20 protein-coding genes are annotated in these 21876 nt (G+C 59.4%); 11 read left to right on the top strand and 9 right to left on the bottom strand.

Annotation, left to right across the window (positions count from 1 at the left end; genetic code table 11):
• Positions 1-85: 85 nt before the first annotated feature.
• Genes JZX89_RS27485 through JZX89_RS27470 form a run of 4 tightly spaced genes read left to right on the top strand, consistent with a single transcriptional unit; the run spans position 86 to position 4763 of the window.
• Entirely contained in the window at positions 86-862 is a 777-nt protein-coding gene (locus JZX89_RS27485; protein ID WP_149901600.1) for an L-iditol 2-dehydrogenase, read from the top strand.
• 58 nt (positions 863-920) lie between these two features.
• A complete protein-coding gene (locus JZX89_RS27480) occupies positions 921-2405 on the top strand; it encodes a mannitol dehydrogenase family protein (RefSeq protein ID WP_207136017.1) in 1485 nt (494 codons plus the stop codon).
• 6 nt (positions 2406-2411) lie between these two features.
• The gene (locus JZX89_RS27475) at positions 2412-3131 is read left to right on the top strand and encodes an HAD family hydrolase (protein ID WP_153516889.1); all 720 of its coding nucleotides are present in this window, start codon (positions 2412-2414) and stop codon (positions 3129-3131) included.
• Between the two features lie 57 nt (positions 3132-3188).
• A complete protein-coding gene (locus tag JZX89_RS27470) occupies positions 3189-4763 on the top strand; it encodes an FGGY-family carbohydrate kinase (protein ID WP_188356160.1) in 1575 nt (524 codons plus the stop codon).
• A gap of 131 nt (positions 4764-4894) precedes the next feature.
• Here JZX89_RS27470 and JZX89_RS27465 read toward each other — a convergent pair whose 3' ends face one another.
• Entirely contained in the window at positions 4895-5728 is an 834-nt protein-coding gene (locus JZX89_RS27465; protein ID WP_149901596.1) for a MurR/RpiR family transcriptional regulator, read from the bottom strand.
• Between the two features lie 299 nt (positions 5729-6027).
• Here JZX89_RS27465 and JZX89_RS27460 point away from each other — a divergent pair, with 299 nt between their 5' ends.
• Positions 6028-6765: a sulfate transporter family protein gene (locus JZX89_RS27460; protein ID WP_207136016.1), complete on the top strand. Its 738-nt coding sequence runs from the start codon at positions 6028-6030 to the stop codon at positions 6763-6765.
• On the opposite strand, the gene nth is transcribed toward JZX89_RS27460, so the two are convergent.
• Positions 6727-7509, bottom strand: a complete 783-nt coding sequence (gene nth / locus JZX89_RS27455) for an endonuclease III (RefSeq protein ID WP_207136015.1) — start codon at positions 7507-7509, stop codon at positions 6727-6729. The genes JZX89_RS27460 and nth overlap by 39 nt on opposite strands.
• Positions 7510-7546: 37 nt before the next feature.
• Here nth and JZX89_RS27450 point away from each other — a divergent pair, with 37 nt between their 5' ends.
• Positions 7547-8029 (top strand): DUF2244 domain-containing protein, encoded by a 483-nt coding sequence (locus JZX89_RS27450; protein WP_149901593.1) that lies wholly within the window; start codon positions 7547-7549, stop codon positions 8027-8029.
• Positions 8030-8161: 132 nt separating this feature from the next.
• On the opposite strand, the gene JZX89_RS27445 is transcribed toward JZX89_RS27450, so the two are convergent.
• The gene (locus JZX89_RS27445) at positions 8162-8848 is read right to left on the bottom strand and encodes an HAD family hydrolase (protein WP_207136014.1); all 687 of its coding nucleotides are present in this window, start codon (positions 8846-8848) and stop codon (positions 8162-8164) included.
• Between the two features lie 411 nt (positions 8849-9259).
• On the opposite strand from JZX89_RS27445, the gene minC reads away from it, so the two are divergent.
• The 3 genes from minC to minE are packed head-to-tail and all read left to right on the top strand — an operon-like array spanning position 9260 to position 11098.
• Positions 9260-9988 carry a septum site-determining protein MinC gene (gene minC, locus JZX89_RS27440; protein ID WP_174375166.1) on the top strand — a complete coding sequence of 243 codons (729 nt, stop codon included), beginning with the start codon at positions 9260-9262 and terminating at the stop codon, positions 9986-9988.
• A 37-nt stretch (positions 9989-10025) separates the two neighbouring features.
• A complete protein-coding gene (gene minD / locus JZX89_RS27435; protein ID WP_149901590.1) occupies positions 10026-10841 on the top strand; it encodes a septum site-determining protein MinD in 816 nt (271 codons plus the stop codon).
• Entirely contained in the window at positions 10838-11098 is a 261-nt protein-coding gene (gene minE / locus JZX89_RS27430) for a cell division topological specificity factor MinE (RefSeq protein ID WP_046802074.1), read from the top strand. Before minD ends, minE begins: the two co-directional genes overlap by 4 nt.
• 41 nt (positions 11099-11139) lie before the next feature.
• On the opposite strand, the gene JZX89_RS27425 is transcribed toward minE, so the two are convergent.
• The 3 genes from JZX89_RS27425 to JZX89_RS27415 form a co-directional block, all read right to left on the bottom strand.
• Positions 11140-12045, bottom strand: a complete 906-nt coding sequence (locus tag JZX89_RS27425; protein WP_207136013.1) for an amino acid ABC transporter substrate-binding protein — start codon at positions 12043-12045, stop codon at positions 11140-11142.
• A 69-nt stretch (positions 12046-12114) separates the two neighbouring features.
• Positions 12115-13008, bottom strand: coding sequence for an amino acid ABC transporter substrate-binding protein (locus JZX89_RS27420; RefSeq protein ID WP_149901588.1), 894 nt, complete (start codon positions 13006-13008; stop codon positions 12115-12117).
• Between the two features lie 30 nt (positions 13009-13038).
• Positions 13039-15381, bottom strand: coding sequence for an EAL domain-containing protein (locus JZX89_RS27415; RefSeq protein WP_207136012.1), 2343 nt, complete (start codon positions 15379-15381; stop codon positions 13039-13041).
• 346 nt (positions 15382-15727) lie between these two features.
• On the opposite strand from JZX89_RS27415, the gene JZX89_RS27410 reads away from it, so the two are divergent.
• On the top strand, positions 15728-17086 hold the full coding sequence (locus JZX89_RS27410) for an amidase (protein WP_207136011.1): 1359 nt from the start codon (positions 15728-15730) through the stop codon (positions 17084-17086).
• A 209-nt stretch (positions 17087-17295) separates the two neighbouring features.
• Here JZX89_RS27410 and JZX89_RS27405 read toward each other — a convergent pair whose 3' ends face one another.
• Genes JZX89_RS27405 through JZX89_RS27395 form a run of 3 tightly spaced genes read right to left on the bottom strand, consistent with a single transcriptional unit; the run spans position 17296 to position 20308 of the window.
• Positions 17296-17937, bottom strand: a complete 642-nt coding sequence (locus tag JZX89_RS27405) for a ThuA domain-containing protein (RefSeq protein WP_003510737.1) — start codon at positions 17935-17937, stop codon at positions 17296-17298.
• A 17-nt stretch (positions 17938-17954) separates the two neighbouring features.
• Positions 17955-19055 carry a Gfo/Idh/MocA family protein gene (locus tag JZX89_RS27400; RefSeq protein WP_207136010.1) on the bottom strand — a complete coding sequence of 367 codons (1101 nt, stop codon included), beginning with the start codon at positions 19053-19055 and terminating at the stop codon, positions 17955-17957.
• Between the two features lie 53 nt (positions 19056-19108).
• A complete protein-coding gene (locus JZX89_RS27395) occupies positions 19109-20308 on the bottom strand; it encodes an ROK family transcriptional regulator (protein ID WP_207136009.1) in 1200 nt (399 codons plus the stop codon).
• Positions 20309-20503: 195 nt separating this feature from the next.
• Between JZX89_RS27395 and JZX89_RS27390 the strand changes: the two genes are divergently transcribed.
• Complete coding sequence (locus tag JZX89_RS27390) at positions 20504-21805, top strand: ABC transporter substrate-binding protein (protein ID WP_207136008.1); 1302 nt, start codon at positions 20504-20506, stop codon at positions 21803-21805.
• The last annotated feature ends 71 nt before the right edge of the window (positions 21806-21876 follow it).

The following is a 21876-nucleotide window of genomic DNA, read 5'->3' as shown; positions in this document are numbered from 1 at the left end:
AGTTCGAATGCAGGCATGGCGATACCGTCTTCATCACGCCGGATGAGACGAAGGTCCACAGGTTCGATGACAGGGGGTTGGCGATATGACCGGAAGGCTGGAAGGCAAGTCGGCGCTGATTACCGGCTCGGCGCGCGGCATTGGCCGCGCCTTTGCCGAAGCCTATCTGCGCGAAGGCGCAACGGTTGCCATTGCCGACATCGATTTTGAGCGCGCCAGCCGGACGGCGCGCGAAATCGGCGAGAATGCCTATGCCGTCGAACTTGATGTGACCAAACAGCATTCCATCGACACTGCCATCCGCACCGTGGAAGGCCAGACGGGCGGGCTCGATATCCTCATCAACAATGCAGCACTCTTCGACCTCGCACCGATTGTCGAGATCAAACGCGAGAGCTATGAGCGGCTGTTTTCGATCAACGTATCCGGCACGCTGTTCATGATGCAGGCCGCCGCAAAAACCATGATCGCTCGGGGAAAAGGCGGCAAGATCATCAACATGGCAAGCCAGGCGGGCCGGCGCGGTGAGGCGTTGGTGGCGATTTATTGCGCCACCAAGGCCGCCGTCATCAGCCTCACGCAATCGGCCGGTCTCGACCTCATCAAACACGGCATCAACGTCAATGCCATCGCGCCCGGTGTGGTCGATGGTGAGCACTGGGACGGTGTGGACGCACTGTTTGCGAAATATGAAAACCGCCCAGCCGGCGAAAAGAAGCGGCTAGTCGGTGAGGCCGTACCTTTCGGCCGCATGGGCCGTGCCGAAGATCTGACCGGCATGGCGATCTTCCTTGCTTCTGATGAAGCCGAATACATCGTCGCCCAGACCTACAATGTCGATGGCGGCAACTGGATGAGCTGATCCCCGGGTCTCCCCGGTGACTGGCACGAACAACGTTTCCCCTTTCGAGGATCGTGACATGACATGCAAACTCTCCCTCGCAACGCTGGATGAAGCCAAAAAAACGGCGGCGGTTCCGGCCTATTCCCGTGCTGATCTCTCCGCCGGCATCGTGCATTTCGGCGTTGGCAATTTCCACCGCGCCCACCAGGCGGTCTATCTGGATGATCTGTTCAATACGGGCACGGACCATGACTTCGCCATCATCGGTGCGGGCGTTCTCCCCTCCGATGCGGTGATGCGCGAAAAGCTTGCCGGGCAGGATTTCCTGACGACGGTGGTGGAACAGGACAATAACCGCACCGGTGCGCGGGTGACCGCGCCGATGATCGACATTCTGAAGGTCGGGGACACAAAGACGATTATCGATACCCTTGCTGATCCAAAGATCCGCATCGTCTCGATGACGATTACCGAGGGCGGTTATTTCATCGATGCCTCCGGTTCCTTCAATCCGCAGCATCCGGCCATTGCCGAAGACGGCAAGAACCCGGCTGCGCCAAAAACCGTGTTCGGCTTCATCGTCGCCGGGCTGAAGGCTAGGCGTGACAAGGGGCTGCAACCTTTCACCGTCATGTCCTGCGACAACATTCCCCATAATGGCAAGGTCACAAAGAATGCGGTAGTTGGGCTGGCGGCCTTGTCTGATCCGGCCTTCGCGAACTGGATCGGCGAAGACGTCGCCTTTCCGAATTCCATGGTCGACCGCATCACGCCGGCCACCGGCGAGCGCGAACGCACTATCGCCCGCGACGATTTCGGCATCGAGGACAATTGGCCGGTCTTCTGCGAAGAGTTCAAGCAATGGGTGATGGAGGATAATTTCCCCGCTGGTCGCCCGGCGCTGGAAAAGGCCGGCGTGCAGTTCGTGTCTGATGTCGCGCCCTATGAGCACATGAAAATCCGCATCCTCAATGGCGGCCATGCGGCAATCGCCTATCCGGCGGCACTTCTCGATATTCATTTTGTCCATGAGGCGATGGAGCATCCGCTGATCCGGGCGTTTCTGGCAAAGCTCGAAAAGGAAGAGATCATCCCGGTCATTCCGCCCGTTCCCGATACTGATCTTGAGGAGTATTTCGGGCTGATCGAGCGGCGTTTCCTCAATCCGAAGATCGGCGACACCATTCCGCGTCTGGCGCAGGACGGTTCCAACCGCCAGCCGAAATTCATCCTGCCATCCACCGCGGATAGATTGTCGCGCGGTGAGGACATCATCGGTCTTTCGCTGGTTTCGGCGCTATGGTGCCGCTATTTCTACGGCGCCTCCGACAGCGGCAAGGAAATCACCTTCAACGATGCCAGTGCCGAGCGTCTGCAGGCGGCCGCCATCAGGGCCAAGGACGACGCGGCGGCCTTTCTCGCCTTCGAAGACATTTTCGGGGAGGTTGCCGAATCGGAGCTTTTCCGTAAACGCTTTGCCCATGCATTGAAGACGCTGTGGCAAGAAGGTACGGCGAAGACCTTGCAGCTTTATCTGGATGACAAGCTGGCTGAAAAGTGACGTGAAATGGAAGACCGAACCGGGCCTCTCTTGATTTTCGATTGCGATGGCGTTCTCGTCGACAGCGAGCCGGTCTCGGTCTCGGTGCTTCTCGACATGCTCTCCCATCTCGGAGTGACGATGGGAGAGGAAGAGGCCTATGAGCGTTTTCTCGGTCGCAGCGTCGCCAGCATGACGACGACGCTGTTTGAGGATTACGGCGTCGAGACGGACATTGATTTTCTCGATCATATGCGGGCGACGTTGTTCGAACGCTTTCGTACCGAGTTGCGGCCGATCGACGGCATTGCAGAAACGCTGGACCGGCTTGTGGGCCTCAGACGCTGCGTGGCCTCTTCCAGCCAGCCGGAGCGCATCCGCTATTCGTTGGGGCTGACCGGCCTGATCGACCGTTTCGAGCCGCATGTCTTCAGCGCCACGATGGTGAAGAATGGCAAGCCGGCACCCGATCTTTTCCTGCATGCGGCGCAGGCGATGGGCGCCGAGCCGCGTCACTGCATCGTGATTGAGGACAGCCCGGCCGGCATTGCCGCCGCAAAGGCGGCCGGCATGGGCGTTTTTGCCTTTACCGGCGGCTCGCATGCGCGCTTTCCCGCATTCCGCGAAAAGATCGCCGGGCTTGGGGCGGATGCCGTGTTTGACGCGATGCCGGATTTGGTCCAACTTGTTGGCAGCTATGTGGGGAAGGGCGGTTTTGACAGGCGGGTGGAACGTGACGCAGGCTGAAGCAAGGCTTGCCTGCCGCCCCAATGTCTTGGCGCAAGGGATGGAATTGCGGACTTGATGCGTCAAAATCTCGTCGCTGTCGATGTCGGTACAGCCAGCGCGCGGGCTGGCATTTTCGATCCGACCGGCAGGCTTCTCGCCCGCTCCACCCACCCAATCCTGATGCAGCGGCCGCGTGAAAACCACGCTGAGCACGATTCCACCGATATATGGAATGCTGTCTGCATTGCCGTGAAAGCGGCCCTTGCCGATGCCGGCGTTCTGCCGCAAAGCGTCGCCGCGATCGGTTTTGACGCCACCTGCTCGTTGGTCGTTCGCGACGCGCAGGGAGAGCCGGTTTCAGTTTCGGTGACGGGTGAGGACCGGTTCGATACCATCGTCTGGCTCGACCACCGCGCGATATCAGAGGCCGACCGGCTGACGGCGTCGGGCCATCGGGTGCTGGATTTTGCCGGCAACAGCGTGTCGCCGGAAATGCAGATGCCGAAGCTGATGTGGCTGAAAACGCATATGCCGGCCAGTTGGGCGCGCATGTCCTTCGCCTTCGATCTGGCGGATTTTCTGACATGGAAAGCAACCGGCTCCGCCAGACGCTCAAATTGCACGCAGACGGCGAAGTGGAATTTTCTGGCGCAGGAAAATCCCGGCTGGAAGGCGGATTATCTGGAACTGGCGGGGCTTGCCGATCTGAAAAAGCGCGCCAGCCTTCCCGAAACCACGGTGATGCCGGGGGAGAGCATCGGCCCGCTTTCGCCCGAGGCGGCGACCGAACTCGGTCTCGACACCGGCTGCCTGGCGGCGGCGGGCATGATCGATGCCTATGCCGGAGCGCTCGGTGCGCTGGGCGGTTGCCTTTCGGACGATGTGGGTCGGCATGTGGCGCTGATCGCCGGCACGTCCAGCTGCCTCGTTGCCATGTCCGAGCGACAGATGCCCGGCCACAGCCTCTGGGGTCCCTATTGGCAGGCGATACTGCCCGGCCACTGGCTGGTTGAGGGCGGGCAATCGGCCACCGGCGCGCTGCTTGATCATATCGTGCGCATGCATGCGGCAGGCGGTGAGCCGGATACGGCGCTGCATGCCCGCATCGTTGCCCGCGTCACTGAATTGCGTGCGCTTGAGGGCGAGGCCTTTGCCGAGCGGCTGCATGTGCTACCGGATTTTCACGGCAACCGCTCGCCGCTTGCCGATCCCCATGCGGTTGGCGTCATCAGCGGGCTGACGCTGGATACGTCCTTCGACAGTCTCTGCCGCCTTTACTGGCGCACCGCCGTGGCGATTGCGCTCGGTGCGCGCCATGTGCTCGATGCCATGGAGCGCTTCGGTTATTCGGTCGAAAGCCTGCACGTCACCGGCGGGCATGTGAAGAACCCGCTCTTGATGGAGCTTTACGCCGATGTGACGGGCAAGCGCATCGTGGTTCCCGCCACCGCCGATGCCGTACTGCTTGGCACAGCGATGACGGCGGCAGCGGCCGGCGGTGTGCATGCGAGTATTGCGGCGGCAGGTGCCGCCATGTATCCGGGCAATGCGGAAATTTCCGGAAATCCGGAGCTCACACCCCGTTATGAACGGGATTACCGCCGTTTTCTCGCCATGTACCGCCATCGCCAGGAGCTTGAGAGCCTCTGATTTTGGCCAGCAGATGACGGGGTGAAATCTGGAGTGGACGGATGAGGTTTGTTTCTTCTCCCCACTGGGGAGAAGAAACAAGCGGCGCTCGCTCGATCCATATCAGGTCCCCGCTGCGAGCATACTCCCAATCATATGCCTAGCGAGCGCTTCAGGCCGGTGAGGTTTTTCATCCGTGTTTTGCGCGTTTCATCCGCTTCCGCCATCAGGCTGCAGAGGGTAAATTCCATCAATGAAACGAGTTGCAGCAGACCCTGGCCGCCATTCTGGGCTTGAGGCAGCGCTAGACAGATGTCTGCGCTCTCAGGACCCCATTCGTAAAACCGGGTGGTGATCAGAAGTGTTCTGTAGCCGCCTTTGCGTGCGGTTGCCGACAGGTGTTGCAGGGGCGAGAGCCTGCCACCGCAATCCATGATGACGAGAAGCGTCTGTGCCGGCTCGAAATCCCACAGGGCGACATAGCCAGCACTGTCACCGCCGAGATAATGGACGTGGCCGCGACATTCCAGAAGCCGTCCGTGAAAGTGACGTGTGGCCCCGAGACCTTCCGGTGATGTCGCCAGAAAAACATCGGTTGTCGAGGCGATTTCGGTCATGGCCAGACGCCAGATTGGCTGGGAGGTCATGTCGAATGCGGTCTGGATAGCCTGGATCTGCTGCGAGAGGAGTTGGGAAAACGGGTTGGACTGCCGCTCTCCGCTTTCGGTAATCGTTGGCTGATCCTGACCTGCCGCCTGTTCGGCATGGCGAAGATCGGCGCGAATGTCGCTGAACTGCCGGTATCCCAGCGAACGTAAAAAACGGCCGACCGTCATCGGGCTGAGGCTGAGCTTGGCAGCCAGCGTCTGCGCCGTTTCGAAAGGTAGCTCGTCCAGATGCTCGATCAGATATTTGGCGATCTTGCGCTCGGAAGGTGTGCCGGCCTTCATGGCACGGGTAAGATTCAACAGCAGCTTTTCCACCAACGCCTCATTTTTTATCTTTATTGAACGATGATGCATCCGCGCGCGCAAAACGCGCGTGCGAACTGCGATTTGACGGTGGGGGTAAGCTTTCCCGGCCTTGTCCTCCACCGGACAGGAATGCGAAATATTATAGATGGATTATTATATTTTAGAGATACCTTTTATTCAAGGGAAATTCCATCTCCGGTTTAATTTCAGACGTTTGGCGGTTTTTACCGAATCTTGCAGAGCGCAGGCCCAGTTCTTATCTGTCGTCTGGTCAGAGAATTTCAACGCGAGAGGCCCCAGGGGAGTTCCGAATGATTCTTGATGCAGCGCGGCTGGCATTCCAAAATCTCTTTGCGACCGAGACCCGGTCGGTATTCTGGAAGGTTTTGGGGCTCACGCTTCTCGTGCTGGCGGCACTGTGGTTCGCCATACGCTCCATCTTCATCTATTTTGCCCTGCCATGGGTGGATACGCTCATCCCCGGCGTGCCGGACTGGGCGGGGTGGCTGACCTTCGTTTTCGCCATTTTTGCCGGCATAGGACTGGCGCTGGCGCTGGCATTGCTGATTTCGCCGGTCACCGCTGTCATTGCCGGCCTGTTTCTCGACGATGTTGCCGAAGTAGTGGAAAAGAAAAGCTATCCCGATGATCCGGCGGGCCATGCAATGCCTATCGGCGAGGCCGTGCTGTCATCGATCAAATTCTTCGGTGTCGTTATTGCCGGCAATCTCATTGCGCTTTTGCTGCTCCTGGTGCCGGGCGTCAACCTCATCGCGTTTTTTGTGGTGAACGGCTATCTGCTCGGTCGGGAATTCTTCGAATTTGCGGCGATGCGTTTCCGCTCGCCCGCCGAAGCAAGGTTGTTCCGCTCAAAACACCGTACCACGGTGTTCATGGCCGGTCTGGTGATCGCGGCATTTCTGGCGATCCCGTTCCTCAACCTTCTGACGCCGCTGTTCGCCGCCTCGATGATGGTGCATCTACATAAGGCCGTCAGCCGGCGTGACCCTTCATTCGCTGCCGGCCGCACCGAACAGCTGCGCGGGTAGCTCCACCAGCGGGGCTGGAATATCAAAGGTCTTTTCCGGAGATTTGCAGATATCGGCGATCACGCAGCGCTCGCATTCCGGTTTGCGCGCCTTGCAGCAATAACGCCCGTGCAGGATCAGCCAGTGATGGGCATGGAACAGATATTGCTCGGGAATGATGCGGACGAGCCGGTCTTCCACCTCGTCCGGGGTTTTCCCCGGCGCAAGACAGATCCGGTTGGCGATGCGGAACACATGGGTGTCCACCGCAAGCGTGGGCACGCCGAAGGCCATCGACATCACCACATTGGCCGTCTTGCGGCCGACGCCTGGCAGCATCACCAGCTCCTCGCGGGTCTTCGGCACTTCGCCGCCGAAGTTGTCGATCAGCATCTGCGACAAAGCGATGACGTTTTTCGCCTTGTTGCGATAAAGGCCGATGGTCTTGATATGGCCAATCAGCTGCTCTTCACCGAGCGCCAGCATCTTTTCCGGCGTGTCGGCCACCTTGAACAATGCCCTTGTCGCCCGGTTCACGCCGACATCGGTTGCCTGCGCCGAAAGCGCCACCGCTACCAGAAGGGTAAAGGGATTGGTGTGTTCCAGCTCGCCTTTCGGTTCCGGCCGCTGAATGGAAAAACGCCGAAAGATCTCGGTCAACTCATCCTTCGAATAGGCCGTCTTCACCCGCGCTGGCTTACGCGCGAATGCCGGATTTGACTTTTTCAATGTTTGGGTGCTGGATCGTTTTTTGGCGACTGTCATGGTCTATCTATAGCCAGCCCGCCCGAAGGAAAGCAACGTGGATACGCTCAACGACCAGCCGATTTTCGCGGCGGAACTTGTTCCGCACCGTTCGCTTGGAAGAAGGGGTTTCCGGCTGCTTCTTGCCTTGTCGGGGTTCGCCTGCCTGATCTATGGCGGCTTTTTCCTCGCCACCGGCGCATGGCCTGTCGGCCTGTTCTTCGGGTTGGATTTTCTGCTGCTCTATGTTGCCTTCCGCGCCAATTATCGCGCCGCAAAGGCGCGGGAAGAGGTCCGCATCTCCCGCACCAACCTGTCGATCCGCAAATTTTCTCCGGCCGGGCGTATGGTGGAGTATTGCTTCAATCCGTTCTGGGCGCGCTTCAACGTGCGGCGGCACGATGAGATCGGCATCGTTTCCATGCAGGTGACGGGCGAGGGGCGGGCGACCGATATCGGTTCGTTTCTCAACCCTGATGACCGGGAAAGTTTCGCCAAGGCCTTCGGCGGCGCGCTCGCCACCGTCCGACGACGGATGTGACAGCTCGGTACTTCTTATCTCAGTTATGCCCGGGACAAGTGCCAGGATGACGTTGCAAATGATAGAGTGTTGGCGGACCGGGAGATCTACCTGCACACGAAATCGTTGTTTCTCGCGCTGCTTGTCGGCCGGTCAGCCCTTGCTGCCTGTTAGTTTCAAGCTGCCGTCCTCGCTGATGCTGACATCCAGTTCACCATAACCGCCAATGGAAAGATGCGGCGTTTCGATGGGATGCGAATGGGTGGCGTTGATGACCACCACGGTCGCGCCCATGCTTTCCCCGGCCTGAATACCGGCCGGCGCGTCTTCGAAGACAACGCAGCGTTCCGGCGAGACGCCGAGCTTTTCCGCCGCCTTTTTGTATCCTTCCGGGTCCGGCTTGCCGTTCACCACGTCTTCGGCGCAGATCATAACCGGTGGCGGTGTGAGGCCCGCTGCGGCCAGTCTGCGTTCGGCAAGCGCGCGGGCAGCCGAGGTGACGATGGCCCAATTGCCGGCCGGCAATTTTGCGAGAAACGCTGCCGCTTCGGGAATCTGAAGAATGCCGTCTACATCGTCCATTTCCTTTTGCAGCAGCATATCGGCCTCTACCTGGACATCAAGACCGGGCACCGCCTCGCGGCGCACCACTTCCGAAGCGCGCATGCCGTGGATGCGTTGCAGGAAGGCGTTCGGTTCTATGCCGTTGTCCACGGCCCATTCGCGCCAGACCCGCTCCACCACCGCGATCGAATTGAGCAGCGTTCCATCCATGTCGAACAGGAAGGCGGCATAGTCTTGCGAAAATATCTGGTTCTGCGGTGGGACTTTGCTGTGCATTTCATTCTTCCGTTGAAGGTGTCGGGCTTGCCCCCCGTGTCTATAGCATCGGAGGGCATAACGAAATCGCTTTTTCCCGCTAGAAAGCCCATGACGGGCATCTGGCTGACGGCGGATAGTGTCCCGGAATCGGACGGTTCGCGTCTTACCGACTCGGGAGAGATGGGTTAGGAATCCTGGCGGTGAATCCGGTCTTACGGAGCGTCAGGTTGCAGCAAGGCTCAGCCGCTATCATGAGTTTTCGCAGGCGATGGAAATACGCAAAATCAAAAGCTAATGGATGTTTTTGAATGCTTTGCATGAGATTTTTCCTGGCGAAAATTTCTTAACGAGACCGTCGCTTTAAGGGCGCTGTTAACTATTTGTTAACCATATTCGGGGTACCTAATTGTCAACGATTTGTTTACCAAGATGACCAAAGTGCTAACAGACCAGCGTTCCATTCGTATCAAAGGCCGCTCCTTCCTCGCGGTCGTCCTGTCCCCTGAAGCTCCGGTCGATCAATGGCTGGAAAGGCTTGATGATCTCGCCGCCCGTTCGGCGGGGTTCTTTCTGTCGCGTCCGGTGGTTCTGGATGTGTCGGAACTGTCGCTCGACAAGGCGGGCCTGAAGTCGCTGCTGGCGGCGCTGACGGAGCGTAATGTCGGCATCATGGGCATTGAGGGCGTTCGTCCTTCGATGATCGAGCCGGGCATGCCGCCGTCGCTGAAGGGCGGAAAGCCCGCTTCCGATGTCGAGGTGGAGCCGGTCGCGGTCGCCGCCGAACTGCCGGAAGAAAAGCCACGCGCGTCGGGCGAGATTCGCGCCGTGGTGCAGTCGCTCGTCATCAACGAGCCGGTGCGCTCCGGTCAGTCAATCATGTTTCCGGAAGGCGACGTGACCGTCATCGGTTCGGTCGCCTCGGGTGCGGAAATCATCGCCGGCGGTTCGGTGCATATTTACGGCGCCCTGCGTGGGCGCGCCATGGCCGGTTCGCTCGGCAACGTCTCGGCGCGCATCTTCTGCCGCAAACTCGAGGCGGAGCTTCTGGCCATCGACGGCGTCTACAAGGTCGCCGAGGATATTGACGAGAAGCTGCGCGGCCAGCCCGTTCAGCTATGGCTGGAAAACGATACGATCAAGGCTGAAAAACTTGGCTGATAAAATAGAGAAAACAACACAGGAACAGGAGAGCCGTATGGGGAAGGTAGTCGTTGTAACTTCCGGCAAGGGCGGGGTCGGCAAGACCACCTCGACTGCAGCGCTTGGCGCCGCGCTGGCGCAGAACAAGCAGAAGGTCGTGGTTGTCGATTTCGATGTCGGCCTGCGCAACCTCGATCTTGTCATGGGTGCCGAGCGCCGGGTGGTGTACGATCTCGTCAACGTCATCCAGGGTGATGCCAAGCTGACGCAGGCCCTGATCCGCGACAAGCGCCTAGAAACGCTGTTCCTGCTGCCTGCCTCGCAGACGCGCGACAAGGACAATCTGACGCCGGAAGGTGTCGAATGGGTCATTGCCGAGCTGAAGAAGCATTTCGACTGGGTGATCTGCGACAGCCCGGCCGGCATCGAACGCGGCGCGACGCTGGCCATGCGCCATGCGGATGTTGCCGTCGTCGTCACCAACCCGGAAGTATCCTCGGTGCGTGACAGCGATCGCATCATCGGACTGCTCGATTCCAAGACGCTGAAAGCAGAACGCGGCGAGCGGATGGAAAAGCATCTCCTCTTGACGCGTTACGACTCCGCCCGCGCCGAACGCGGCGACATGCTGAAGGTGGATGACGTTCTGGAAATCCTGTCCATTCCGCTGCTTGGCATCATTCCGGAAAGCACGGATGTGCTGCGCGCCTCCAACGTTGGCGCACCGGTCACGCTGGCGGATGCTCGCTGCCCGCCGGCCATGGCCTATTTCGACGCTGCCCGCCGCCTCTCCGGCGAGGATATTCCCGTGGTCATTCCGGGAGAGAAGCGGGGTATCTTCTCCAAAATCTTCGCAAGGAGGGCTGCATGAGCATTTTCAGCCTGTTCCGCAAGCAGAAGTCGGCACCGCTTGCGCGTGAGCGCCTGCAGGTGTTACTCGCCCACGAGCGGGCGTCGTCGGGAACCGATCTCGTCGCCGTTCTGCGGGAGGAAATCCTTGCCGTGATCGCCAAACATGTGCAGATCGACAGCGACAGGGTGCATGTGAAGATGGATCGCGACGAACATGTCTCCATATTGGAGATCGATGTCGAGATTCCGTTGAGTGCCGACCTGCGCGCTGCATAAGATATTTGGTGAAAGACGCCGCCCTTCAACAGGCGGCGTTTTTATTTGTCGGCCGTCGTGTCGACGGGCCTTCGAAACACCTCGGCCAGATCGTCGGGCAGTGGGCGCTTCAGGTTGATGCCGTTCGGCGGTATTGGTGCATCGAACCACTTCTCGTAGATTTTTTCGATTTCGCCGCTCTTGTAGATTTGTCCCAACGCTTCGTTGACGGCATCCCTGAAACCGGTATCCCCGTGGCGGAGCATCAGGCCATAGGGCTGCGGCGGGGCGAGATATTCGTTCGAAATGGAATAGTCTTCCGGCTTGCCGGTTTCTGCGACGAAGGACCGCAGAAGAATATCGTCCATGACGAAGGCTGAGGCGCGGTTTTCGGTCACCATCTCGAAACCGCCTTCGGTACTGTCATTCTGCAGAACCGCGATGTTCAGCCCCAGCTTGCGGTTGAGCACATTCAACTGGCTTATATTAATAGTTCCGGTCGTTACCACCACTGTACGGCCTGCAAGGTCAGCAACGGTGTTCAGGCGGCTCGTTTTCAGCGCCACATAGCGGGTGCCGGTGATGAAGTGGCTGTAGGAAAACCACACCGCCTTGCGTCGTTCCTCCGTATTGGTGCTCGCCACGCATTCGATGTCGATCGTCCCGTCATTGAGAAGCGTGATGCGGTTGCTGGGGGTACGTTTGACGAAGTCGACCTTTAGCTCAGGCAGGCCCAGTTTCTTCTTGATGGAATCCGCCACTCTCAGACATAGCTCGATGCTGTAACCGATCGGTTCTGCACCGGTGCCGAGATAGGAAAAGGGAATATTGTGATCGGCATAACCCAGCCGGATGGTACCGGTTCTGGCGATGGTTTCGAGTGTCGGCGGCTGGCTGTCCTCGCTTGCCGCGTGGGTGGATAAAAGACCTAAAATTCCGAATGCAAGCCCCAATGTCGATCTCTGCATCGCGCATCTCCAGCTAAAATGATCTGTCAAAACATGTCTTCATAAAAAAATGCAGGTGGGAGGGCGCCCTCAGTCACGGTATTCACTCGGGGCGTCATATGCCTGTTTCAAGGCGGCGGCCATCGGCAGGTTCAGGTTCATGCCGTTGGGCGGAATGGGCTTGGTGAACCATTTTTCATAGAGGTCGTGAATGGCGGGGCCAGCGAAAATCTGTTCCAGGCTTTCGTTGACCGCGGCTTTGAAGGCGGGGTCGTCGCGTCGGAAAACCAGCCCATAGGGTTCGGGTGCGCTCAGCGTTTCCTGCGAAAGCGCATAGAGGTTCGGATTTTCGGATGTCGCTGCCAACGCTGCCAGCAGGATACCATCCATGACGAAGGCGGAAGCCTTGCCGGAAACGACGAGCGCGAAGGCTTCCTCATTGGTTTTCGTCGGCATGACCGAGATATTGAGATTCTTTTCCCGGTTTATGGCATTCAGCTGCTCGATATTGACGGTGCCGGAAGCAGACGTGACAGAACGGCCCGCCAGATCGGCAAGGCTTTTCAGATTGTCCTGTCTGCGTGAGAGGAACTGCGTCGCGGTCATGAAATTCGGATAGGAGAAATCGACAATTTTCCGGCGTTCGCTGTTATTGGTGGTCGCTGCGCATTCGATATCGATCTGGCCGCTGCGGACGAGAATGAAGCGGGTGGCAGGCGTGGCCTTGACATATTCGAGGTCAAGCCTGTCGAGCTTCAGCTTCTTGCGGATATCCTCGCTGATCGTTCGACAGAGATCGGTCGAAAAGCCCGTTACTTCTCCATCCGGCAGCTGGTAGGAAAAAGGCGGCTCGGCTTCGCGGTAGCCGATGCGGATTTTTGCGGTTCTGGCAATCTGCTGCAGCGTGTCACCTTCGCTGGCGGCCTGCAGCGGGGTGATCGGGGCAAAGCATGTGACGAAAAGGCAAAATACCGCAAGACGCATGTTATTTCCTTTTGGCCGGCGGCCGGTTTCTCAAATCGCTTTTTGTGGTGGGTGATAGGCTTCCTGCATCGGACGCCCGGTGTCGCGCAGCGACTGGTCGTTTCCGTCACCCACCCCGTCTTTCCCTGCCGACGTGATGATGGCGCGATTTTTGAGGATGTGCGCAAGTGGCGCCGGTTCGGCGAAATAATAACCCTGAGCCTCGTCGCAGCCGCAAAGCTTGAGTGCGGCGACCTGTTCACCGTTTTCCACGCCCTCGGCGGTCACCTTCAGACCGATCTGATCGGCCATGTCGATGATGGTGTTGACGATCGCCGAACACATGGGATTGGTGGGCAGGCCCGAGACGAATTCGCGATCGATCTTGATCTTGTCAAAAGCCACATGGGTCAACGTGCTCAATCCGGCGTAACCGGTGCCGAAATCGTCGAGGGCGAGACGGACGCCTCTTTCTTTCAACAGCTTCAGGGCCCTGGCGCTGCTGTCGCGTTCCAGCATCGCCGTTTCCGTCACTTCCAGTTCCAGCCGTTCGGCCGGAAAACCGGATGTTTCAAGGGCGCGATCGACAACGGGGACGATGTCGTCATTGCCGAGCTGGACGGCGGAAAGATTAACGGCGAGCCGGATGTCCTTCGGCCAGGCCATGGCATCCATGCAGGCCTGCGCCAGAACCCATTCGCCCAAGGGCCTGATAAAATTGTTTTCCTCGGCAATCGCAATGAAACGGTCCGGGGTGATGAGGCCAAGCTTGCTGTGCCGCCAGCGGGCAAGCGCTTCATAGGCGACGATGCGGCCGCTCTGGAGATTGACCACGGGCTGGTAATGCAGCTCGAATTCGTGGTTTTCGAGGGCGGATTTCATGTCTATTTCCAGCGCGTGCTTGTGCTGCGCCGCCATGTCCATGCCGGGCTCGTAAAAAACGAAAAGGCCGCAGCCCATGGATTTCGCCCGGTAAAGTCCGAGATCGGCCTGTTGCAGAAGCTGGGTGGCGGAAGTGCCGTGATCCGGCGCGCAGGCGATGCCGATGCTGGTATCGACGCTGACGTGGCTGCCTTCGAGATTGAAGCTGCGTGAGACCGCGTGCACCACCCGCTTTGCCAACAGGGCTGCATCTGCCCGGTAGTCGTCGCTTCCCGCCTGTATGATGGCGAATTCGTCGCCACCGAGCCGGCTCACCATGTCGTTTTCACCGAGCACGGAGGAAATTCGCGAGGCGACGGCCACCAGCAACGCGTCACCGGCGGCGTGGCCCAGCGTATCGTTGACGGCCTTGAAGCGGTCGAGGTCGAGCAGCATGACGTTGAATGGCTGGCCTGATGCGGCAAGATGTTCGAGACGGTTTTCCAGCGTCTTCATCAGCAATACGCGATTGGGAAGTCCGGTCAGCGCATCGTGATGCGCCATATGTTCCAGCTGTTCAGCCATATCCCGTATCTGCCGCAGGCGCCCGCGTTCCAGAACCGCTTCGCGAAGCGTTTCAATCGCGGTTGCCATGTCGCCGATCTCATCTCTGCGTTCCTGAAACGGCGTGACAATATCGGTTTCCTCGCGGGCGATACGCAGTGTCGCCTGCACCAGAGCCGGAACGGGCTTCAGGAAGTGCCGGGCTATCACCGTAACAAGTACGCCCGTGACCGTCAGCACCACGATAAGCGCAGCGAGCGAGTTGTAGATCAGCTTGCGCTGCGCGCCATAAAGCGCATCCGAACCGCCGATACTGACGGCCACTGCGCCAATCGGTTTTTTCGTTTCCGTGCTGATGATCGGTAGCAGGCCGATATAATGGCTGGATTCGCCAATGGTCGCAAAGCCGGTGGCAAAACGCGCTGCTACGGCGTCTCTTGAAAAAATGGGGTCGGTGGCAAGCGGCTTCTCGGCGTCATCGGTAGCGTTGTCGAAGGCCGCGGCGATCTGCCTGAAGCCGGAATCGGTCTCGTCATAGCGGAACAGCCAGACGGCATTTTTGGTCTGCGCGCCGATGAGGGCGAGAACATCACTGGGATTGAAGCCGGTAACGAGAATGGATTCGTCGTCGCCGATCGGCTTGTCGGTCAATATGCCATTGACCTGGCCGCCGTCGTCGGCGGTAACGCTGACATAGGTATAGATGCTGCGCAGCGTGGCGCTGGCGATCTGCGAATTGACACGGGCCTGATTGAGCCATTGCTCGCTGGCGGCGGCAACGAACATGTACCAGCCGACGAGCGCACCGATGCTGTAGGCAAAGATCACACCGCCCAAGAATATCAGGGTTATCTTGCTGGCAAGCGAACGGCGGCGCGAAAACCGGCCATTTGCCGGCTGCGTCGTCAGGTCAAGCGTGTGGCCGGGTTCAGTCTGTCTATCTATCCCCCGATAGGCAGTCTCTTCCATTCGCGATAATCCCCCGCGATGTCGCGTTATGATTGTTTTATGGAATTTTTATAGGGCATGCATTTCAATGCTGTCTGCTAAATAATTCAACAAAGTTTAGATGCGATTAAGAATTAATCCGTCTTTTTATAGTCGTCGCTTATATAAGGCGCTGCTTGCCTGCACCCTGAGTTGAAAAAACGGGGTGCTGGTAATTATATTCTGGAGCGACACCACCAAGACTTTATGACACGCTTTACGTGTTCTTCAAGGTGGATTCCCGGCAGCAAGGGGGCGACAATTGACCTTGCCAAGCAGCGGAGAAACGGCATGGTGTGCGCAACATGCCGGTTTCAGGGAAGATATCATGGCTCACAGGGGCAAAAACATCGCGCAACTTTCCGTTCTCATCCAGAGCGGCCATCTTGATCCACGTAGTTTGGTGGATGAGACGCTCGATGCGATTGGTCAGGACGACGACCAGGCGATTTTTATCGGCCTGACGGCCGAGCGCGCCATGGCGGAGGCGGATGCGGCATCGAAACGCATTCGTGAGGGTCGTTCCTGTGGTGTGCTTGACGGCATCCCGGTGGCCTGGAAGGATCTTTTCGATCTCGAGGGCATGGCGACGACGGCCGGATCGACGGTGCTTGGCGACAGCATGGCGGCGTCCCGCGATGCGGATGTGGTGACCGCGCTGAAACGCGCCGGCATGGTCTCTATCGGCCGCACCAATATGAGCGAGTTCGCCTTTTCCGGCCTTGGTATCAATCCGCATTATGGCACACCGCGCAACCCCGCCTCGCAGGATGGCCACCGTTTGCCCGGCGGTTCCTCCTCCGGCGCGGGTGTGGCGGTGGCGGCCGGTCTGGTGCCGGTGGCGATCGGCACAGATACCGGCGGATCGGTGCGTATTCCCGCCGCCTTCAACGGCGTGGTGGGCTACAAGGCCAGCCGGGGCCGATATTCGATGCGCGGTGTTTATCCGCTGGCGAAAAGCCTTGATTCACTCGGGCCGCTGACCCGCACTGTGCAGGATGCCGTGTGGGTGGACGCCGCCATGCGTGGCAAGGCGACGGCTGATGTGGCGCGCGCACCTCTTTCAGGCCTCTCGCTGGTCGTGCCGGAAACGGTATTTTTCGACGGGATCGAGGAGGGCGTCGCAGCCGCGTTTGAACAGGCGGTGGAACGGCTTGTCCGCGCCGGTGCTTCAGTGCGGCGGCAGGCATTTCCGATCTTTGCGGAACTGTTCGATCTTATCAGGCAAAAAGGCGCGCTGGTGACGGCGGAAGCCTTTGCCCTGCACAAAACACGGCTGGAAGGTGCGGATGCTGCGGGCATGGACCCGCGCGTTGTTGTCCGAACGACGCTTGGAGCAAATATCTCCATGCCTGATTATATCGCTATTATCGAGGCGCGCGAACGCATGACGGCGGCATTTTCCGGCATGATCGGCAGGCATGAGCTTCTGGTTTCGCCGACATTGCCGTATGTCGCGGCGAAGGTCGCACCGCTCATCGATGATGACGAGGCCTTTTTCGCCATGAATGCGAAGACCTTGCGCAACACCCAGATCGGCAATTTCTTCGACCTCTGCGGCGTATCGATCCCCTGCGGAACCGGCGACGCGGGCATGCCGGTTGGACTGCTGCTCTCCGGCCTGCACGGCACGGACGATCATCTGCTGGGTGTGGCGATGGCGGTGGAAGAGATTGTTCGGGGCTAAAAAGAGGGCCGTGTCTCATCGCCACGAGTTGGTGATGAAGACGTAAAAACCTCTCCTCCGTCATCCTCGGGCTTGTCCCGAGGATCTGCCGCCGGTTGATTTTACGATAGGTGATTGGATCCTCGGGACAAGCCCGAGGATGACGTCGAGTGAGCGGACGGCGCAGGAGGCACTTCGGCGCTTGGGTAAAGGCCGCCGCTCCGATAGCCCTAGCGCGCCGCCCAGTTGGCGCCACGGCGGAACATGGTCTTCATCTGCGGCACGGAAAATTCCTTGGCCTGATGGCCGAGCGCCGAATAGAAAACCCGGCCCTTGCCGTATTTGCGTTTCCACACCACCGGCATCACCACGCCGTCGATCCACCAGGCGTGATCGCCGGTGAATTTTGTCGTTGCCAGCACCTCGTTGGAGGGGTCGACATGCATGTAATATTGCTCCGACGTATAGGGGAAATCGGAAATTCCCTCCATCAGCGGGTCGTCGGGGCGGGTGATGTTGACGTGATAGTCGATGATGTTGCCGGGATGGGCGACCCATTGGCCGCCGATCATGAACTGGTATTCGACGCAATCGCGGAAACTGTCACCCGCGCCGCCATGGAAGCCGGCAATGCCGACGCCGTTTTCGACGGCGGCCGTCAGGTTCTTGATCTCTTCCTTCTCGATCTTCGACATGGTGACGATCGGCACCACGAGGCTCAGATCATGCACCGAAGGATCGGCGAAAGCCTCCGTGGAGTGCTCGACATAGACCTTGAAACCGTCCTCTTCCAGAATGTCCTTGACGATGGTGGCGCATTCCTGCGGCTCGTGGCCGCTCCAGCCGCCCCAGACGATGAGTGCTTCGCGCATTTATTTTCTCCTCCGGATTATTTGCCGAGCTGGCCGTCGACCAGCGATGTTTCAAGCGGAGCAGGACGCTCCACCTTGGTGGTGATGGAAACGGTCGTGCCGGTATCCGACGCCGTCTGGAAGGCTTCCATCACCTCCAGCACATGCAGGGCAAGATCGCCATTGGCGCGGTGCGGGCGGTTCTCGCGGATGGCATGGGCCATGTCCGCAACACCGATCGAGCGGTAGTTACCGTCGGCATAGGGCGACGACAGCGCCTGCGGCTCGAACTGGCCGCCCTTTTTCAGCAGTTGCACCTCGCCGCCGAAATGGTTGGGGTCCGGCACGATCAGCGTGCCTTCCGTGCCATAGATTTCCAGCGGCACATGTTTGTGGCCCGCCACATCAAAGCTCATGCCCATCTGCACCACGGCACCGTTCTGGAACGCCAGTACGCCGGAAACATGGGTGGCGACATGAACGGGGATTTTTTCGCCGTTCTTCGGCTCGCTGGTGATGAGACGCTCATTGCGCGGCGCGATGGCGAAACCCGCCACCTTGGCGACCGGGCCGAATAGGTTGACGAGATCGGTGATGTAATAGGGACCCATATCCAGCATCGGCCCGCCGCCGACCTCGTAATAAAAGGCGGGGTTGGGGTGCCAGCGCTCGTGGCCGGGGCACATGAAGGTGGCGGTGCCGCCGACGGGCTGGCCGAGCACACCTTCGTCGATCAGCCGGCGGGCCGTCTGGTGTCCGCCGCCGAGGAAAGTGTCGGGCGCGGAGCCGATACGTAGGCCTTTGGCCTTTGCCGCATCCGCAAGGCGTTTGCCTTCCGCGAAATTGATGCCGAGCGGCTTTTCCGAATAGGCGTGTTTGCCGGCGTCCAGTGCGCGCAGGCCAACCTCCACATGCGCCTTGGGGATCGTCAGGTTGACGATGATTTCCACCGAGGGGTCGGAGAGAAGTTCGTCGATGGTTTTTGCCTGAAGGCCGAATTCGTCTGCCCGTGCCTTCGCGGCCTCCTCGTTCATATCCGCAAGACCGCGAATGTCGAGAATCGGAAACGACGCCATGGCCTTGAGATAGGCGCTGGAGATGTTGCCGCAGCCGATGATGCCGATACCGACCTTGTTCATGTGATTTCCTCCCGTAAATCAGAAATGCTGAAGTCCGCTCTCAGGCCTTTCGGCTAAAGCGCTGGCCCCGTTGTGTTCCATGGCGATTCGTAAAGCTCGTAAAGGGCGACGGCCGCCGCCCCCTGCGCCCATAATTCGTCGCTCGCAACATCGAAAACCAGCTCTGCGACGCCGGCCAAAGATGGCGGCACGGCGGCGTTGTAGCTGTCGCGGATGCTGGCGATGAAAGGCTCGCCCAGTTCAAGGCTGGAGCCGGTGATGATCACCCGTGGCGGCGCGAAAAGCGTGACGATATTGGCAAGCGTCAGGCCAAGGGCGGCGCCGGCGCGAAGGGCCGCTGCGATCAACTCGTTGTCCTCAGCCGCAATCAGCGCATGCGCATGCTGCATGCCTCGACCGAGCCTGATCGCCTCGGCGAAACGTCCGTCCACCGGGCGCGAGCCTAAAATGGCATTCTCGCCGGCCTGGCTTGCCAGCCGCACGGTTCCCTCATTGGCAAGGCCGATGACGAGGTCGCCGAGATTATGGCTGAGGCCGCCGGCGCCGCGAAACAGCTGGTTCTGATGCATCACGCCAAGCCCGAGCGTCTGCTCGAGCGAGATCAGCACCATGTCCTCCAGATCGCGGGCATGGCCGAACCAGTGGTGAGCAAGGGTGATGGCGTGGGCGTCGCTTTCGATGATGGTGGGCGAATTCAGCCGCGACGTCATTTCTTCGGCGAAATTGACGTTCACTTCGCGCAAAATCGGGCTGCTGCGGATCTTGCCGGTGCGATGTTCGATCACGCCGGGCAGGCCGAGACAGACCATATCCACATCTTCAAGCGACAGCCCGGCATCGACCACGCAGCGCCGCACGCCATCCTCCACCAGATCGGCGATGACGCCGATGGGCTGACGGTCGACGCGGATAGGCAGGGCAAGGGTGGACAGCACGTTGCCGCAAAAATCGGTGACGACGAAAACCATGCGGCTTGCGGCGATCTTCGCACCCACCACGCGGGCGGCGTCCGGGTTCAGCTCCAGCATCACGCGCGGCCTGCCGCGCGCGCCTTCGGTGCGGATATCGCCGAGATGACGGGTAAGTATAAGCCCATCATCGAGCAGCGAAGCGGTGATGGCCGACACGGTGGTGGTGGAAAGCTGCGTTCTTTCGCTGATTTCCACTCGCGAGATTGGCCCGTGGCGGCGGATGCTGTCCAGCACGCTCAGCCTGTTGATCGCGCGCATCAGTTCTGGGTCTGCGGTCTTCATGGTGTCCTGCTGCGATCAATGCCGTTCGAGAGCCGATTTATGTCGGGTTGCGGATTAAATAACGGTGTAGGGGAGGGGTATGTCAAGCTGTTGGCGCAAAAAATCGGCAGCGTGCCTTGACATTGAGCGAGGGCTAATGTGAATTAATCCGCATTGGGGAATAAATGAGGAAATCCCCGAGGGAGGATCACCATCATGACGATTTGGCACGCAGGCGCAAGCCTGAGCGGCAGGCTGACAGGCTTTGCCACAACGACAAGCATTGCTCTCATGCTCGGCGCTGCGAGCGCCTCGGCCGCGACGGTCGTTAAATGGATGCATGTGGAACTGGACCCGAAAGCCGTGGCCGTCTGGGAGGAGATTGCCAAGGATTTCGAGACCAAACATCCCGGCGTGGATGTGCAGTTGCAATTCCTGGAAAATGAAGCCTTCAAGGCGAAGTTGCCGACGCTTTTGCAGTCCAACGACGTTCCGGATTTTTTCTATAGCTGGGGTGGCGGCGTTCTCGAGGAACAGTCCAAAACCGGCGCGCTGAAGGATCTGACCGAGGTTTTTGACGCCGATGGCGGCAAGCTGCGACAGGCCTATAATGCTTCCGCGATCGACGGCCTGTCCTTTGACGGCAAGGTCTGGGCCGTGCCTTACAAGGTCAGCCTCGTCAGCTTCTTTTACAACAAGGCGCTGTTTTCCAAGGCCGGCGTGAAGGCGGAAGACATCAAGAGCTGGGAAGATCTGGGCGCGACGGTCAAGAAGATCAAGGAAGCCGGCATCGTGCCGATTGCCGGTGGCGGCGGTGAGAAATGGCCGATCCATTTCTACTGGAGCTATCTCGTCATGCGCAATGGCGGGCAGGCCGTGTTCGATGCCGCCCGCAAGGGCGAGGGCGAAGGTTTCATGGACCCGGCGATCATCAAGGCGGGCGAGCAACTGGCCGAATTCGGCAAGCTCGAACCCTTCCAGCCCGGTTATCTCGGTTCCACCTGGCCGCAGGCGCTCGGCGTCTTCGGTGACGGCAAGGCGGCGATGATCCTCGGTTTCGACAATACCGAAGCCAACCAGCGTAAGAATGCCGGTGACGGCAAGGGGCTGGCCGCGGACAATATCGGCCGCTTCGCGTTCCCCGCCGTTGCAGGCGGTGCGGGCAAGGCCACCGATACGCTGGGCGGCCTGAACGGCTGGGCGGTCACCAAAAACGCCTCCAAGGAAGCAATCGATTTCGCGACTTTCCTGACCAGCAAGGAGAGCGAAGAGAAGATGGCCGCCGCCGGCATGATCCTGCCGGTCGCGACGGGTGCGGACGGCGCGGTCAAGAACCCGCTTTTGGCGGATTCCGCCAAGCAGCTTGCCGGCTCCACCTGGCACCAGAACTTCTTCGACCAGACGCTGGGCGCTGCCGTCGGCCGCGTCGTCAATGATGTCTCCGTCGAGATCGTCTCCGGCCAGATGAGCGCGGAAGAGGGTGCCAAACAGATTCAGGACGCTTTCGAGCTTCGCTGATTGTCACCTGCATTGCGGCCGCCGCGCTAAAACGCGGCGCCGCGATATCTGCATAAAAGAAAGCGGATAGA

Origin of the sequence: Agrobacterium burrii (assembly GCF_017313405.1) — a bacterium.
GTDB lineage: Bacteria > Pseudomonadota > Alphaproteobacteria > Rhizobiales > Rhizobiaceae > Agrobacterium > Agrobacterium burrii.
The sequence above is the reverse complement of the archived record's forward strand: the minus strand, read 5'-3'. Positions and strand labels throughout refer to the sequence as shown.